Here is a 14,188-nt window from a genome sequence, read left to right as displayed (position 1 = left end):
TTTTCATACTCTTCTCACTCTTCCATGCCTGAGACGCCGTGAGCCGGGACGTCATAGGGTTTGACCAAAGCCCCTAGCTGCCGCGATGCAGCAAGCGCCTCGATCGCCTTATTGAACGCCCTGACCTCTGGCTTATTCTGCGCCGATTGCGGATACAGAGCAACAACGTTCCAGTTTGCGTAAGGCATGTTCAATTCCGCGACATGCAGGCTTTGCGGATGCGCGGCCAGCTGCTGGTTCAGCCAGGGCCGCCAGATCAGCGCGGTGTTCACCTCGCCGTTCAGCACGGCGCCGAGCAGCTGGTCGTTGGTGTAATAGACATGCTCATGCGCCATCGTCGCGGTGGTGAAATAGGTCTCCGCCGGCGACATGTTCAGCACCCCGATCGTGCCTTTATGCAGCAAGCCCTTGAAACCGCCGGAGACATCCCCTGCGCGACGGCGACAAAGCCGGTGCGCGCATAAGGGCGCGAGGCCGCCAGACCGGCGGGGACATTGCCGCCGCCATCTTCAAGCGGAAAGCCCATCACCAGATCGCAATTATGCACCAGCGCCTTGATGGCTTTCATATTTTCGCCATGGCCGGCATCGTCATCGCCGCCGGTTTCGGATTTCAGCGAATCACGTTCGATGAAGACCGCAACCTCTCCCGCCTTTTGCGCCGCGGCCCGCGCCACCGCCATGTCGGTCGGCAGCATCGGGTTGGCCTTGTCCACGCAGAATGTGATGCTGCCCGCGTGGGCGAGGCCGGGGCAAAGCAATGCCGCCGCGAGCAGCATTGCACCGGAGGCAAAAAGTCCCGACCGCTTGCGCGGCCGGGTCAGGTTACCTTCAGGAGCCAATTTTATAGACATGCAGCTGACCAAAGCGCGGGGTGTTCTTCAGCGGCTCGGCGAGGGCGCCGCCCCAGAGCGGCCAGACGCCACCATAGCTCGCCCACACCGCGACATATTCGGTGCCGTTGACGCTATAGGCGACAGGGTCGGCGAGGATGGCGGTGCCCATGGCCGGGCTGGTCCAGAGATCCTTGCCGGTCTTGGCATCGAAGGCGTGCAGCTTGCCATCGACGGTGCCGGAGAAGACAACGCCGCCAGCGGTGCTCAGCGCGCCCGCGTCCCAGACCTGCTTGGTCTCGTGCTGCCACATCTGCTTGCCGGTGTTCAGGTTGATCGCCTGGAAGGAACCGAGATTCGGATCCTTCGGGTCCGGCAGCATCTTGAAGGTCTCACCCAGGAAGGGCAGCCCGGCGGCATAGGTCACCGGCACGCCGGTCATGCTCATGCAGGCATGCAGCGTGGTGATGTAGGCGGTGTGGTTCATCGGGTCCACCGCGATCGGCCACCAGTTCTTGCCGCCCAGGAAGGAGGGGCAGGTGGTGATGGTCTTGCCCAGGGCCGGGCGCAGCGCCTGGCTGGTCTGGGTCACACCATTCTTGATGCCGGTGACGGAGGTATCGTGCACGAAGGGTACGGCATAGATGAACTTGCCGGTGGTGCGGTCCAGCGCGTAGAGATAGCCGTTACGGTTCGGCTGGATCACCGCCTGGTACTGCTTGCCCTTATAGGTCAGGTCGGTCAGCACCGGGGTGTTGACGCCGTCATAATCCCAGGTGTCGTTCGGGGTGAACTGGTAGTACCATTTCAGCTTGCCGGTATTCGGGTCCAGCGCCACCAGGGAGTCGGTGTAGAGATTATCGCCGGGGCGCATCGTCGCCAGCCACGGGCCCGGGTTGCCGACGCCCCAGAACAGCGTGTCGGTCGAGGGGTCGTAGGTGCCGGTCATCCAGGGCGAGCCGCCACCGGTCTTGTAGGCGCCGGCGGGCCAGGTCTTGCCACCCGGCTCGTCCTCGGACGGGGTGGTGTAGAATTTCCACAGCTCGTTGCCGGTATTGACATCCAGCGCCACGATGCGCCCGCGCGCGCCATACTCGCCGCCGCCAGTGCCGATAATGACCTTGCCATTCACGATCAGCGGCGCCTCGGTGATGGAGTAGCCGGTGCCCGGCTCCTTCAGCGTGACATTCCACTTCACCGCGCCGGTAGCGGCATCCAGCGCCACCACGTGATTATCCAGCGTGCCGAAAATCACCATGTCGCCAGACAGCGCGACGCCACGGTTATTGGTGTCGCAGCACAGCGTCTTGAAGGCGGCGGTGGGCAGCTGGTAGTCATATTCCCAGAGCTTCTGGCCGGTCGTCGCGTTATAGGCGATGACATGGTCCTTGGCGGTGGTGACGAACATATAATCGCCATTGATCACCGGCGAGCCTTCGAACGCATCGGGAATATCGATCTTGTCGGAGGTCCAGGCCTCGGTCAGCTTGCCGGCGTTCTTGGTGTCGATCTGCTTGAGCTGAGAAAAATTCTGCCCGGTATAGTCATGATTGAACATCAGCCAGCCATCATTGCTGGCGGCGTTGGCCAGCATGTCGCTGGTCACCGGCTGGTAGGCGGCCTGGTCGGCGCGCGCCATCGGCGCGGCCAGCAGCCCTGCCGCCAGCGTGAAGCTGACCCCGGTCAGCAAACGCTGCGCCAGACGTGAATATTTCGAAACGCTCATCCTGTTTCCCCTCTATTCTTGAACCATTTTTGCCCCGGACCGGGCTTGATGTTGGTGCTGACTTCGTTACGGTTCAGGCAAGCGCCCTCCCCGCCGCGCCCGCCAGCTGCTGGCGCGGATCTTGTTTTTGCTTGTCGCTTGGCTTTAGACGGCCGCCTCGAGAGCGGCGAGCTCCGCATCCTCGAACACACGCGAGCGAGTAAGGAAGCGCAAACCCGTCCCATTCTCCAGCGAGAACATGCCACCCATGCCGGAGACAACGTCGATGATCAGCTGGGTGAATTTCCAATATTCAAACTGCGAGGCGCTCATGAAAAATTCCGCCCCGCCGATTTCACCCAGCTTCACATCGTCCGGCGCCACCAGATAATCGCCGACCGGATAGCACATCGGTGTCGAGCCATCGCAGCAGCCGCCGGATTGATGGAACATGACAGCGCCATGTTTCGCCTGCAGTTTTTGGATCAGCTCCACCGCCGCTTCGGTTGCCAAAACGCGTGCCGGGAGCTGATCCATGTCCCTAACCCCTTAGAAGAAGCCCAGCGGCTTCGGGCTGTAGCTGACCAGCAGATTCTTGGTCTGCTGATAATGATCCAGCATCATCTTATGGGTTTCACGGCCGATGCCGGACTGCTTATACCCACCGAAGGCGGCATGCGCCGGATAGAGATGGTAGCAATTCGTCCAGACACGCCCGGCCTTGATGCCGCGGCCCATGCGATAGGCGCGGTTGCCATCGCGCGACCACACGCCGGCACCCAGGCCATAGAGCGTATCATTGGCGGCGTGCAGCACCTCTTCCTCGGTCTTGAAGGTGGTGACGGAGAGCACCGGCCCGAAGATTTCCTCCTGGAAGATACGCATCTTGTTATGGCCGTGGAACACGGTCGGGTTGATGTAGAAGCCGTTGGAGAGGGCGCCGCCGAGATCGGCCTTGCCGCCGCCGATCAGCATCTTCGCCCCTTCCTGCTGGCCGATATCGATATAGGACATGATCTTCTGCATCTGCTCGGAGGAAGCCTGCGCGCCGATCATGGTGGAGGGATCGAGCGGGCTGCCCTGCTTGATCGCGGCGACGCGCTTGAGCGCGCGCTCCATGAATTTATCGAAGATGCTTTCCTGGATGAAGGCGCGCGACGGGCAGGTGCAGACCTCGCCCTGGTTCAGCGCGAACAGCACCAGGCCTTCGATCGCCTTGTCGAGGAAATCGTCATCCTCGGCCATCACGTCGGAGAAGAAGATGTTGGGGGACTTGCCGCCCAGCTCCAGCGTCACCGGAATCAGGTTATGGCTGGCATATTGCATGATTAGCCGGCCCGTCGTCGTCTCGCCGGTGAAGGCAATCTTGGCGATGCGGTTGGAGGAGGCCAGCGGCTTGCCAGCTTCCAGCCCGAAGCCGTTGACGACATTGATGACGCCCGGCGGCAGCAGATCGCCGATGATTTCCATCAGCACCATGATTGAAATCGGGGTCTGCTCGGCCGGCTTCAACACCACGCAATTGCCAGCGGCCAAAGCCGGGGCCAGCTTCCACACCGCCATCAGCAGCGGGAAATTCCAGGGGATGATCTGCCCGACCACGCCCAGCGGCTCATGGAAATGATAGGCGATGGTGGTCTCGTCCACCTCGGAGAGCGCGCCTTCCTGGGCGCGCACACAGGAGGCGAAATAGCGCATATGGTCGATCGCCAGCGGCACGTCCGCCGCGGTGGTCTCGCGGATCGGCTTGCCGTTATCGACGGTCTCGACATAAGCGAGCAGATCGAGATTTTCCTCCATCCGGTCGGCGATCTTCAGCAGCGCCAGGGCGCGCTCGGCCGGGGCGCGCCGGCCCCAGGCGTCGGCAGCGGCATGGGCGGCGTCCAGCGCCAGATTGATATCCGCCTCATTCGAGCGCGCGGCCTGGGTGAAGACCTGGCCGGTGATCGGCGAGACATTATCGAAATACTGGCCGGAGAGCGGCGCCGTGAACTTGCCGTTGATGAAATTGTCGTAGCGCGGCTTGAAGGAAAACCCGGAAAGGGCGCTTCCCGACAGAGGCGCGATGGCTGCGTCGAGCATTGTATGGTTCCTCGCTTTGTTGTGCGCGGTTAAGCCGCGTTTGGACGTATCCAGGTTCCAGCAAGGAGCATGCCAAGGCCGGAAACTGGCTGAGTTATTCAAACCACACGCGCGCCGTCCAGCAAAGCAAATTGAATTTAGCGTCCTGAAAGCTCACACTGTCCCATAACAGAACAGTGAACATTCAACGGGTCGAGGGCGCGACTTTGTTAATGAACGCGATGCAATCCCTCAGAACCGGCGCCAGGAAGGTCAGATATGGCGAGAGCGCGCCGACGAGTTTGCGGTGGTCCAGCCCCGGATACAAAGCCAGCTTCACCGCATCGCCATGCGCGCGCAGCTTCGCCGCCAGCCTCTCGCTATTGCCGGGATCCACGGTGCGATCTTCCAGCCCGGCGGCGAGGAATGCAGGCGGCGCGCCCGGGGTGACGAAATTGATCGGCTGGGTACGCGGCCATTGCGCCGGGAGCCGAACATGCGCTGCAAGGCGGGGTCGGTGATCGGCAGGAAATCATACGGCCCGGCGAGGCCCAGCCAGCCGGCGAGGTCACGGTTCGGCACCAGCCCGTGCGGCGCCAGAAATTGCCCGTCCAGCGCCAGCATGGCGGCGTTATAGGCCCCGGCGGAATGGCCCATCAGCACCAGCGGCGCGGACGGGGCGAGGCGGCGGGCAAAATCGGTGGCGGCGGCGCAATCCTCCAGAAATTCCGGAAAGCGCACCTGCGGGTAAAGCCGGTAATCCGGAATCGCCACCATGCAGCCGCGGGCGGCCAGCGCGGCGCCGACGAAGCGGTACATCGCCTTGTCCCCCTCCTGCCAGCTGCCGCCATAAAAGAACACCACCAGCGGCGCGCCCTGCGCCTGGCGGGGCAGATAGAGATCCATCCGGCCGCGCGGCCCGGGGCGGTAGGCGAGGTTGCGTTTTACCGTGAACGCGCCGGGGGCAAAGGCATTCAGCACCGTCACCGGCGAATAAGCTGTAAAGCCGAGGCCCCCCGCCAGCCCCAGCGCCGATCCGGCCAGCAGCAGCACGCGCCGCCTCACGCCCGCACGCGCCGGCTGGCTGACAAAAAAACGCCCGGCACAAGGGCCGGGCGTTGAAACGGGCGCCAGGACTGCATGGGCTTTATACGCCCGCGCCCTGGCGCTGGATCACAGCAGGTTCAGATGCCGAAGGCCGACATCGCCATCCCCGCCAGCGCCGCGCCGATCAGCGGGCCGACCACGGGGATAGCCGCATAGCTCCAATCCGCATCCCCCTTGCCGGCGATGGGCAGGACCGCATGGGCAATGCGCGGCCCCAGGTCACGCGCCGGGTTGATGGCGTAGCCGGTGGTCCCGCCGAGCGACAGGCCGATGCCCCAGACCAGGCAGCCGACCAGATAGGGCCCCAGCCCGCCGGCAACGCCGTTAGGCGAGGCCGTCTTGGAGAAAATCGCGCCGACGACGAACACCAGCACAAAGGTGCCGATGATCTCGCTGATCATATTGGCGGCGATGTTGCGAATGGCCGGGCCGGTGCAGAAGCAGGCGAGCTTCAGCCCCTTATCCTCGGTCTCGCGCCAATGCGGCAGGAAATGCAGCCAGACCAGCGATGCGCCGATGAACGCGCCGACGAAATCCCCGGCGATGGCCATGGGCAGCTTCGCCCATCCGCCATGATCCACCGCCAGCCCTACCGCGACGGCGGGGTTGAGGTAGGCGGCCGGGCTGCCGGTGGCGGCGGCGACGAACACGCCGCACATCACCGCGAATGCCCAACCGGCGGTAATCACGATCCAGCCGCCATTCTGGCCTTTGGATTTATTGAGAAGGACGCAGGCGACAACGCCGTTGCCCAGGAGAATGAGTGTGGCGGTGCCAAGCAGCTCGCCCCAAAAGACCGAACCCATCTTGATGTTCCCTGATTGATTATTGCTTCGAGAGATCCCCGGCAAAAGCACGCGGCCGGGGGCGCGTCGGTCTGCTCAGTCCACCCAGTCGAACGAGCGCTGAACCGCCTTCTTCCAGGATTTGTAGTAATGCGCGCGCTTATCGGCGGCCAAAGCCGGGGTCCATTGCTTGTCCACCTGCCAGTTGGCGCGCAGATCCTCGACATTGCTCCAATAGCCCGTCGCCAGCCCGGCCGCGTAGGCCGCGCCCAGCGCCGTCGTCTCCGTCACTTTCGGGCGGATCACCGGCACGTCGAGAATATCGGCCTGGAACTGCATCAGCAGCTCGTTGGCGACCATGCCACCATCGGTCTTCAGGCTGGAGAGCTTGATGCCGCTATCGGTCTCCATCGCCTCGACCACGTCGCGGGTCTGGTAGGCGGTGGATTCCAGCGCGGCGCGGGCGAGGTGCGCGCGGGTGGCAAAGCGCGTGAGCCCGGCAATCACGCCGCGCGCGCTCTCTTTCCAGTACGGCGCATAAAGCCCCGAGAAGGCCGGCACGATGTAAACATCGCCGTTATCCTCGACGGATTTCGCCAGCGGCTCGATCTGCGGCGCGACATCGAACAGCTTCATATTGTCGCGCAGCCACTGCACCAGCGCGCCGGTGATGGCGATCGCACCTTCCAGCGCGTAGCGCGGCTTCTCGCCGTCAAACTGGTAGGCCAGAGTGGTCAGCAGCCCGGCCTTTGACTGCACCGGCTCGGTGCCGGTGTTCATCAGCATGAAGCAGCCAGTGCCGTAGGTGTTCTTGGCCTCGCCGGGCGAGAAGCAGGTCTGGCCGACGAGCGCCGCCTGCTGGTCGCCCAGAATGCCGGCGAGCTTGGCGCCGCGCAAAGTCGGCGTGGTGATCTCGCCATACACGGTCGAGGAGGGCAGGATTTTCGGCAGGCAGGCGCGCGGAATTTTGAATTCATTCAGCATGTCCTCGTCCCAGTCGCAGCTGGCGAGGTTCATCAGCTGGGTGCGGCTGGCATTGGTGACATCGGTGATATGCACCCCGCCCTTCGCGCCGCCGGTGAGGTTCCAGGCGAGCCAGCTATCGATGGTGCCGAACAGCGCCTCGCCGGCTTCCGCCTTGGCGCGCGCGCCCTCCACATTCTCCAGCAGCCAGCGCAGCTTCAGCCCGGAGAAATAGCTCGCCAGCGGCAGCCCGGTCTTGGCGCGGAACCTGTCCTGGCCACCGTTTTTCGCATATTCGGCGCAGAGTTGATCGACCCGCGTATCCTGCCAGACCAGCGCGTTATGAAGCGGCTTGCCGGTGGCCTTGTCCCAGATCAGCGTGGTTTCACGCTGGTTGGTGATGCCGACGGAGACGAGATCGCTGGCCGAGAGATCGGCCCGCGCCAGCGCCGCGCCGATCACCTCATTGGTGTTGTGCAGAATCTCCAGCGGGTCATGCTCGACCCAGCCGGGCTTGGGATAGATCTGCTTATGCTCCTTCTGCGCGACCGAGACGATATTGCCCGCCTTGTCGAACACGATGAAGCGCGAACTGGTTGTGCCCTGATCGATGGCGCCGACATATTTTGTCATGTGTTGCCGTTTCCTCGTTGTCATTTGAAATCGCAGTCCTTCAGCCGGCGCGTTGCATCCGGCTCAGATAGTCATCGATACGCGCTGCCGTGCCCTCTGGCACATGCAACCCCAAACGCGAGCGGCGCCAGAGAATATCCTCCGCCGTTCGCGCCCATTCCTGCGTGGCCAGGTAGGCGATCTCCGCCGCGCTGATGCCGCCGCCAAAATCCTCACCCATATCCGCCCCCGCGAAGCGCTCGGCGCGGCTGCCGTAATTGCGCACCAGCCGGTGCGCCAGGGCCGCCGGCAGCGCCGGGAAGCGCTGGCGGAACTGCGCCAGATAGGCGTCGAAATCCTCGAAATCGCCGCCTGGCAGCGGCGCCTTGCCAGTCCAGGAGGGGCCCACCTTGCGGCCCATCGCCGGCAGCAATTTCTCCAGCGCGTGCTCAGCCAGCTTGCGCGAGGTGGTGATCTTGCCGCCAAACACCGAGAGCAAAGGCGGGGTGCTGGCATCGTGCTGCAGATCCAGCACATAATCGCGTGTCACCGCGCTGGCATTCTCGGATTTATCGTCAAAGAGCGGGCGCACCCCGGCATAGGACCAGACCACATCCGCCGGCGTGATCGGCTTGCGGAAATAGCGGCTGACGCATTCGCAAAGATAGCTGGTTTCCTCAGCCGAAATCTCGACCTTGTTGGCATCCGCCTCGAACGGCACATCGGTGGTGCCGATCAGCGAGAACTCGTTTTCGTAGGGGACGACGAAGACGATGCGCCCGTCGGGGTTCTGCAGAATGAAGGCCTCGTCGCCCTCATAAAGCCGTTTGGTGACGATATGGCTGCCTTTGATCAGCCGCACGCTGGCGGCGGTGTTGCGGCCGAGCTTGCTGTTCAGCACCTCCGCCACCCAGGGGCCGGCGGCGTTGATCATGGCGCGGGCGGCAATCGGCCCGGCCTCGGTCTGTGCCTGCCACACCCCGTTCTCAACCCGTGCCGAGAGCAGCTTGCAGCGTGTGGTGATCACCGCTCCGCGCTCGGCCGCATCCATGGCGTTGAGCACCACCAGCCGGGAATCCTGTACCCAGCAATCCGCGTAGGTGAAACCGCGGCGATACTCAGCCTTCAGCACCTGCCCGGCCTGGTGCTTCGCAAACGAAACCGCCTTGGAGGAGGGCAGCGTGCGGCGCTTGGCCAGATGGTCATACAGAAACAGCCCGGCGCGAATCATCCAAGCCGGGCGCAGATGCGCCTCATGCGGGAGCACGAATTCCAGCGGCCAGATGATATGCGGGGCGATGTTGAGCAGCCGCTCGCGCTCCATCAGCGCCTCGCGCACCAGGCGGAATTCGTAATATTCGAGGTAGCGCAAGCCACCATGGATCAGCTTGGTGCTGGCCGAGGAGGTGTGCTGGGCCAGATCATGCTGCTCCAGCAGCCGCACGGAGAGCCCGCGCCCGGCCGCGTCCCGCGCGATGGCGGCGCCATTCACGCCCCGCCCACGATCAACAGATCCACGATACCAGCCTGGTCCAAAACAGTACCTTTCTTGGGTTTCCTTGGCCTGAGCCACCGGACATGCGTTTAAACCGAATTTTCGATGTTCGCAATCGAAAATTTAAATCGAAAATTGAGTTCGATTTCGCACATGCAGCATAAATCACGGTTCGCCGCCAACATGCCGCCCGCCCGGTGGCGCTGGCGGAGGCCGGGAAACCGGCCTAATATGGGGCCAGCAAGGAGTGGTGCACTGTCCGAGAAACAAGGCAATGAAGACCGGCAAAGCGAGATCGTCGAGCTGGTAGCGAAGCGGGGATTCCAAACCATCGAGGCGCTGGCTCAGCATTTCGGGTGACGGTGCAGACCATCCGCCGCGATGTGAACACGCTGGACGCGGAGGGCCGGCTGTCGCGCTATCGCGGCGGGGCAGGGTTGCCCTCCTCCATCGAGAATATGGAGTATGAGCGCCGGCAGGTGATCAATCTCGCGCGCAAGCAGAGCATCGCCAGCGCGGTGGCGCGGGATGTGCCTCAGGGCGCGTCCTTGTTCATCAATATCGGCACCACGACGGAGCAGGCGGCGCGGGCGCTGTTGGCGCATCGCAATCTGCGGGTGATCACCAACAACATCAACGTTGCGAAAATCCTCAGTGAAAATCAGGATTGTTCGATTGTGATGGCGGGCGGCAAGGTGCGCAACCGGGATGGCGCCATCACCGGCCAGCTGGCGGTGCAAATGTTCGAGCAGTTCCGCGCCGATATCGGGATTATCGGGGTCTCGGGCATCGACAAGGAGGGCGGCATGTTCGATTACGATCTGGATGAGGTGATGTGCACCCAGGCGATCATCCGCAATTCCAGGCGGGTATTTCTGCTTGCCGACCATTCCAAATTCGGCCGCCCGGCGATGGTGCGGATCGGGCATTTATCGCAGATTTCGGCGCTGTACACGGACGCCCCGCCGCCGGAAGCGATCACCACGATGCTGAAGGAAACCGGGGTGGCGCTGGAAATCTCTGGCTAAATTAATAAAAGTTTTTGGGGGTGTGGGGACTTTTTTCAAAAAGTCCCCACAAACGTTCGGGTGGTGGCAACGAAGCTGCACAGGCGTCAACGTGTTCGCCGCTTTTTGAAAAAAGCGGCCCCTCCGGCGGCTTTCCACCGCTGCTGCGCAGCAGCGGAACCTTGGCCGTCTCCGCCAAAAAACTTTTATATATTCACCAGATGCGAAATCTCGCTCGCGGACTCCATCGCCGTGCTGCCCGAACGAATAATCCGCCCGCGCTGCATCACATGATACGCCTCGGCAAACGACCACGCGAAATCCAGATATTGCTCGACAATCAAAATCGTCACCCCCAGCTCGGTGCGAATCCGCCGCAAAGCCGCCTCGATCTGCTGCACCACATTCGGCTGAATCCCCTCCGTCGGCTCATCCAGCAGCAACAAACGCGGCTGCCCGGCGAGGGCGCGCCCAATCGCCAGCTGCTGCTGCTCCCCGCCCGAAAGCAGCCCGGCCTTGCGGTTGCGAATCTGCGTCAGCTTCGGGAACAGATCGAAAATATGGCTGGCGATACCTGACTCTTTCACCGCCTTGCGCCCCGCCAACGCCGCCAGCCCGACGGTGAGATTCTCCATCACGGTCAAATGCGGAAACACATGCCGCCCCTGCGGCACGAAGCCGATCCCCGCCCGCGCGCGCCCATGCGCCGGTGTCGCGGTCAGATCCTTCCCGCCAAACTTCAAATGCCCGCCTGTAAGCTTCTGCACCCCGGCGATGGCATTCAGCAGCGTGGTCTTGCCCACGCCATTGCGGCCGATGAGCGCCACCGCCGCCCCTTGCTCCACCTCCATATCGATGCTCCACAGCACCTGGCTCTGGCCATAAGCCGCGCAGGCGGCCTGCAGTTCAAGCAACTTCATCTTTGGCCCTCCCCAGATACACCGCTTCCACCGCCGCATCCGCGCGGATTTCCGCGACACTGCCTTCCTTCAAAATCTGCCCCTGATGTAGCACGGTGGTAAAACCGTTCAGCGCCTCCACGAAACTCATATCATGGTCGATCACCAGCACCGCATGCCGGCCGATCAGCGAGAGGATCAGCTCGGCGGTGCGTTGCGTATCCTGCGGGCCCATACCGGCGGTGGGCTCATCCAGCAGCAGCAGATCCGCGTCCGTCGCCACCACCATGCCGATCTCCAGCCATTGCTTCTCACCATGGGCGAGGCTGGCGGCGGGCACGTCGCGCCGGTCCTGCAACCCGATCGTCTCCAGAATCTCCTCGGCCCGCGCCATCTCCTGCGCCGGGGTGGCAGTGGTGAAGGCGCGCCACCAGGCGCGGTTCTTGCGGCCACTGACCAGCAGATTTTCCATCACCGAAAGGCTCGGCAGAATCCCCGGCGTCTGGAATTTCCGGCAGATGCCGCGCTTGACGATCTCCTGCTCCGGCAGCGCGGTAATCGCCTCGCCCTTGAACAGGATGCGCCCCGCCGTCGGCCGCACCCGGCCGATGATGGTGTCGCACAAAGTCGATTTTCCGGCGCCATTCGGGCCGATCAGGATGCGCAGCGCGTTCGCCTCCAGCGTCAGCGAAACATCAGTAAGCGCCTTGAACCCATCGAAATCGACGGTGACGTTTTCCAGTGCGAGCAGCGGGCTCATTCCACAACCTCCTGGCGGCGGCGCAATAGGCGGGGGGTAGGCGCGGATTGCTGAACATCCCGGCAATGCCGCCGGGCAGGAAGCTCACCACCAGCACGAACAACGCGCCCAGCGCATAGAGCCAGAGCGAGGGCAGCGCCGAGCTGATCTCATCCTTGGCGAAATTCACCAGCAGCGTGCCGGCAATCGCCCCCCACAATACGCCGCGCCCGCCAACAGCGACCCAGACCACCATCTCGATGGAGGGCACCACGCCCACCAAAGCCGGGGAGATCACCCCCGCATGCAGCGTGAACAGCGCCCCGCCAATGCCGGAAAGGCTGCCGGCGATGGTGAAGGCGACAACCTTGTAGGGCAGCGGGTTATGTCCCAGGAAGCGGATGCGGTTTTCGCCATCGCGGGTGGCGCGCAGCATGGTGCCAAAGCGCGTCGCCAACAGCCAGCGCAAGGCGAAATAGGCAGCCGCCACCAGCATGAAGGTGATCAGATAAATCACCCGCGCCGCGCCCTGGCTGGTGATATCATAGCCGGCGAAGGTGGAGAAATTGGTCAGCCCGTTGAAGCCGCCGGTAAGCGCCTGCTGGCTGACCAGCAGCGTCGCGAAGGCCAAAGCCAGCGCCTGGGTAATCAGCGCGAAATACACCCCGCCAATGCGCCGGCGAAACACCAGCCAGCCGAAGAAGGCGGCAAACACCCCAGGTACCAGCACCACGTAAACCAGAGAGAGCCACGGGTTCACGAAAAAGCGCCACAAACTCGGCAGCGCGGAAACCCCGCTCCAGGTCATGAAATCCGGCATATCGCCATTGGCGATGTCCAGCCCTTCGAGTTTCAGATGCATCGCCAGCGCGTAGCCGCCCAGGCCGAAAAACACACCCTGGCCGAGCGAGAGAATTCCCCCTTCGCCCCAGGTCATCATGATGCCAAGCGCCACCAGCGAGAATGCCAGAAACCGGCCCAGCAAGGAAAGCTCGTAGGCGGAGATGAGCCAGGGCGCGGCGGCGCCCAGAACCAGGACCAAAAGCGTGATGGGACGTGCGGGTTTCATATCAGCCCTCCAGCGCACGAGAGCGCACGGCGATGACACCTTGCGGACGGATTTGGATGAACAGGATGACGAAGACCAGCAGCAGCACCTGGGCGACGCTGACATCGACATAGATCTCGATCAGCGCGGTAAACAGCCCGACCATCAGCGAGGCGATGGTGGTGCCAACCAGCGAGCCCAGCCCGCCGAGAATGACGACCAGGAAGGCCGGCACGATATAGCTCTGGCCAACAGTCGGCGTCACCGGCCCCAGCAGCGCCAGGATCACGCCCGCGAGCCCGGCGACACCGGTGCCCAGCGCGAACACGGTCAGGTCCACCAGCCGCGCATTCACGCCCAGGGCGGCGGCGGTCGGGCGGTCCTGGTTGACGGCGCGCACATAAAGCCCAAGCCGGGTCTTGTTGATCAGCAGCGCCACGCCGCCGAGGATGAGCGCCGCCACCAGCAGGATGAACAACCGCGTGTCCGGCAGGGTCAGCCCGGAGAGGATGCCGGTGGAAAAGGAAATCGTATGGTCGAGCCAGGTGGGTGCGACCACCTGCACGCCGATGGCGCCGAACAGATTGCGCGCCGCCTGCTGCAGAATCAGCGAAACGCCCCAGGTCGCCAGCAGCGTATCCAGCGGCCGGGTCGAGAGGCGGTGAATGACGGTGAGTTCCAGGATGCCGCCGAGAAACGCCGCCCCCAGAAACGCCACCGGCATGGCGACGAGAATGCCGAGCGGGCCGGGCACGACCAACAATGTGAGATAGGCGAGATACCCGCCCAGCATCAGCATCTCGCCATGCGCCATATTGATGACCCGCATCAGGCCAAAGGAAAGAGCCAGGCCCAAGGCCGCCATGACGAACAGCGAGGCCACCGAAATGCCGTTGAACACCTGGCCGATCAGAAACGCGCTTTCATGCATGGAG

15 protein-coding genes and 1 pseudogene are annotated in these 14,188 nt (G+C 63.2%); 2 read left to right on the top strand and 14 right to left on the bottom strand.

What is annotated here, in order from left to right; translation table 11 throughout:
* Positions 1-14: 14 nt before the first annotated feature.
* The 10 genes and pseudogenes from GT370_RS16025 to glpD form a co-directional block, all read right to left on the bottom strand.
* Positions 15-380, bottom strand: a complete 366-nt coding sequence (locus tag GT370_RS16025; protein ID WP_270183380.1) for a hypothetical protein — start codon at positions 378-380, stop codon at positions 15-17.
* Positions 374-778 carry a hypothetical protein gene (locus tag GT370_RS16020; protein WP_270183379.1) on the bottom strand — a complete coding sequence of 135 codons (405 nt, stop codon included), beginning with the start codon at positions 776-778 and terminating at the stop codon, positions 374-376. The genes GT370_RS16025 and GT370_RS16020 overlap by 7 nt, the downstream gene beginning before the upstream one ends.
* 52 nt (positions 779-830) lie before the next feature.
* On the bottom strand, positions 831-2,558 hold the full coding sequence (locus GT370_RS16015; protein ID WP_008494852.1) for a PQQ-dependent dehydrogenase, methanol/ethanol family: 1,728 nt from the start codon (positions 2,556-2,558) through the stop codon (positions 831-833).
* A gap of 144 nt (positions 2,559-2,702) precedes the next feature.
* A complete protein-coding gene (locus GT370_RS16010) occupies positions 2,703-3,074 on the bottom strand; it encodes a DUF779 domain-containing protein (RefSeq protein ID WP_008494851.1) in 372 nt (123 codons plus the stop codon).
* A 12-nt stretch (positions 3,075-3,086) separates the two neighbouring features.
* Positions 3,087-4,619 carry an aldehyde dehydrogenase gene (gene adh / locus GT370_RS16005; RefSeq protein WP_008494850.1) on the bottom strand — a complete coding sequence of 511 codons (1,533 nt, stop codon included), beginning with the start codon at positions 4,617-4,619 and terminating at the stop codon, positions 3,087-3,089.
* A gap of 184 nt (positions 4,620-4,803) precedes the next feature.
* Positions 4,804-4,995 (bottom strand): hypothetical protein, encoded by a 192-nt coding sequence (locus GT370_RS16000; RefSeq protein ID WP_442865450.1) that lies wholly within the window; start codon positions 4,993-4,995, stop codon positions 4,804-4,806.
* Positions 4,935-5,663, bottom strand: a complete 729-nt coding sequence (locus GT370_RS15995) for an alpha/beta hydrolase (RefSeq protein ID WP_270183377.1) — start codon at positions 5,661-5,663, stop codon at positions 4,935-4,937. The genes GT370_RS16000 and GT370_RS15995 overlap by 61 nt, the downstream gene beginning before the upstream one ends.
* A gap of 119 nt (positions 5,664-5,782) precedes the next feature.
* Positions 5,783-6,511, bottom strand: coding sequence for an MIP/aquaporin family protein (locus tag GT370_RS15990; RefSeq protein ID WP_008494848.1), 729 nt, complete (start codon positions 6,509-6,511; stop codon positions 5,783-5,785).
* A 75-nt stretch (positions 6,512-6,586) separates the two neighbouring features.
* A complete protein-coding gene (glpK, locus tag GT370_RS15985) occupies positions 6,587-8,086 on the bottom strand; it encodes a glycerol kinase GlpK (RefSeq protein WP_008494847.1) in 1,500 nt (499 codons plus the stop codon).
* Positions 8,087-8,126: 40 nt separating this feature from the next.
* Positions 8,127-9,601 (bottom strand): annotated as a pseudogene (gene glpD / locus GT370_RS15980) (glycerol-3-phosphate dehydrogenase).
* A 64-nt stretch (positions 9,602-9,665) separates the two neighbouring features.
* Between glpD and GT370_RS15975 the strand changes: the two are divergent.
* Together GT370_RS15975 and GT370_RS15970 are read left to right on the top strand one after the other, a co-directional pair.
* The gene (locus tag GT370_RS15975; protein ID WP_270183376.1) at positions 9,666-9,920 is read left to right on the top strand and encodes a hypothetical protein; all 255 of its coding nucleotides are present in this window, start codon (positions 9,666-9,668) and stop codon (positions 9,918-9,920) included.
* On the top strand, positions 9,917-10,588 hold the full coding sequence (locus tag GT370_RS15970; protein ID WP_270183375.1) for a DeoR/GlpR family DNA-binding transcription regulator: 672 nt from the start codon (positions 9,917-9,919) through the stop codon (positions 10,586-10,588). The genes GT370_RS15975 and GT370_RS15970 overlap by 4 nt, the downstream gene beginning before the upstream one ends.
* A 185-nt stretch (positions 10,589-10,773) precedes the next feature.
* On the opposite strand, the gene urtE is transcribed toward GT370_RS15970, so the two are convergent.
* From urtE to urtB, 4 genes are read right to left on the bottom strand one after another with little or no spacing between them, the layout of a single operon-like run.
* A complete protein-coding gene (gene urtE / locus GT370_RS15965) occupies positions 10,774-11,487 on the bottom strand; it encodes an urea ABC transporter ATP-binding subunit UrtE (protein WP_039885368.1) in 714 nt (237 codons plus the stop codon).
* Positions 11,474-12,226: an urea ABC transporter ATP-binding protein UrtD gene (gene urtD / locus GT370_RS15960; protein WP_008494842.1), complete on the bottom strand. Its 753-nt coding sequence runs from the start codon at positions 12,224-12,226 to the stop codon at positions 11,474-11,476. Before urtD ends, urtE begins: the two co-directional genes overlap by 14 nt.
* The gene (gene urtC, locus GT370_RS15955) at positions 12,162-13,274 is read right to left on the bottom strand and encodes an urea ABC transporter permease subunit UrtC (RefSeq protein WP_270183374.1); all 1,113 of its coding nucleotides are present in this window, start codon (positions 13,272-13,274) and stop codon (positions 12,162-12,164) included. The genes urtD and urtC overlap by 65 nt, the downstream gene beginning before the upstream one ends.
* Position 13,275: 1 nt before the next feature.
* The gene (urtB, locus tag GT370_RS15950; protein WP_008494839.1) at positions 13,276-14,184 is read right to left on the bottom strand and encodes an urea ABC transporter permease subunit UrtB; all 909 of its coding nucleotides are present in this window, start codon (positions 14,182-14,184) and stop codon (positions 13,276-13,278) included.
* Positions 14,185-14,188 lie beyond the last annotated feature (4 nt).

This window comes from Acidocella sp. MX-AZ03 (genome assembly GCF_027626035.1).
Classification (GTDB): Bacteria; Pseudomonadota; Alphaproteobacteria; order Acetobacterales; family Acetobacteraceae; genus Acidocella; species Acidocella facilis.
This window is presented reverse-complemented; position numbering and strand designations above follow the sequence as displayed.

What these genes read in the sequence shown, in the direction of transcription:
- GT370_RS16020 (WP_270183379.1), bottom strand. Translation starts at nt 778, where the DNA reads ATGCTGCTCGCGGCGGCATTGCTTTGCCCCGGCCTCGCCCACGCGGGC.
- GT370_RS16015 (WP_008494852.1), bottom strand. Translation starts at nt 2,558, where the DNA reads ATGAGCGTTTCGAAATATTCACGTCTGGCGCAGCGTTTGCTGACCGGG.
- GT370_RS16010 (WP_008494851.1), bottom strand. Translation starts at nt 3,074, where the DNA reads ATGGATCAGCTCCCGGCACGCGTTTTGGCAACCGAAGCGGCGGTGGAG.
- adh (WP_008494850.1), bottom strand. Translation starts at nt 4,619, where the DNA reads ATGCTCGACGCAGCCATCGCGCCTCTGTCGGGAAGCGCCCTTTCCGGG.
- GT370_RS15990 (WP_008494848.1), bottom strand. Translation starts at nt 6,511, where the DNA reads ATGGGTTCGGTCTTTTGGGGCGAGCTGCTTGGCACCGCCACACTCATT.
- glpK (WP_008494847.1), bottom strand. Translation starts at nt 8,086, where the DNA reads ATGACAAAATATGTCGGCGCCATCGATCAGGGCACAACCAGTTCGCGC.
- GT370_RS15975 (WP_270183376.1), top strand. Translation starts at nt 9,666, where the DNA reads ATGTTCGCAATCGAAAATTTAAATCGAAAATTGAGTTCGATTTCGCAC.
- urtE (WP_039885368.1), bottom strand. Translation starts at nt 11,487, where the DNA reads ATGAAGTTGCTTGAACTGCAGGCCGCCTGCGCGGCTTATGGCCAGAGC.
- urtD (WP_008494842.1), bottom strand. Translation starts at nt 12,226, where the DNA reads ATGAGCCCGCTGCTCGCACTGGAAAACGTCACCGTCGATTTCGATGGG.
- urtC (WP_270183374.1), bottom strand. Translation starts at nt 13,274, where the DNA reads ATGAAACCCGCACGTCCCATCACGCTTTTGGTCCTGGTTCTGGGCGCC.
- urtB (WP_008494839.1), bottom strand. Translation starts at nt 14,184, where the DNA reads ATGCATGAAAGCGCGTTTCTGATCGGCCAGGTGTTCAACGGCATTTCG.